This is a genomic window from Bradyrhizobium sp. Mp27, from assembly GCF_029953005.1.
Taxonomy (GTDB): domain Bacteria; phylum Pseudomonadota; class Alphaproteobacteria; order Rhizobiales; family Xanthobacteraceae; genus Bradyrhizobium; species Bradyrhizobium barranii.
The window spans coordinates 1-220 of record NZ_JASAUS010000837.1 but is presented as its reverse complement, the minus strand read 5'-3'; the positions used below and the strand labels follow the sequence as shown (position 1 = coordinate 220).

Annotated in this window: 1 pseudogene; it reads right to left on the bottom strand. The window is 55.0% G+C overall.

Going from position 1 to position 220, the window contains the following annotated elements:
• Window positions 1–220 (bottom strand): annotated as a pseudogene (locus tag QJT78_RS52815) (hypothetical protein); the annotation flags it as partial.

Genomic DNA, 220 nt, shown 5'->3' with positions numbered 1-220 from the left:
TGAAGCTCTTGCCCGGGAAACAAACTCAAACTAACAGTCCCTTGTCCTGCCTCGCGGGTGGAGGAATTTGACTGACCACACCCGGAGGAATTTGAAGTGACCCGCGGGGCGTTGGGGTGGGCCTTGAGCCAGTCCTCGTTCTTTTTATGGGTGTTGAGGTTGTCGAGGATGACGTGAAGCTTGCGGTTCGGAAAAGCCGCGGTGACGCTGTTCATGAAAT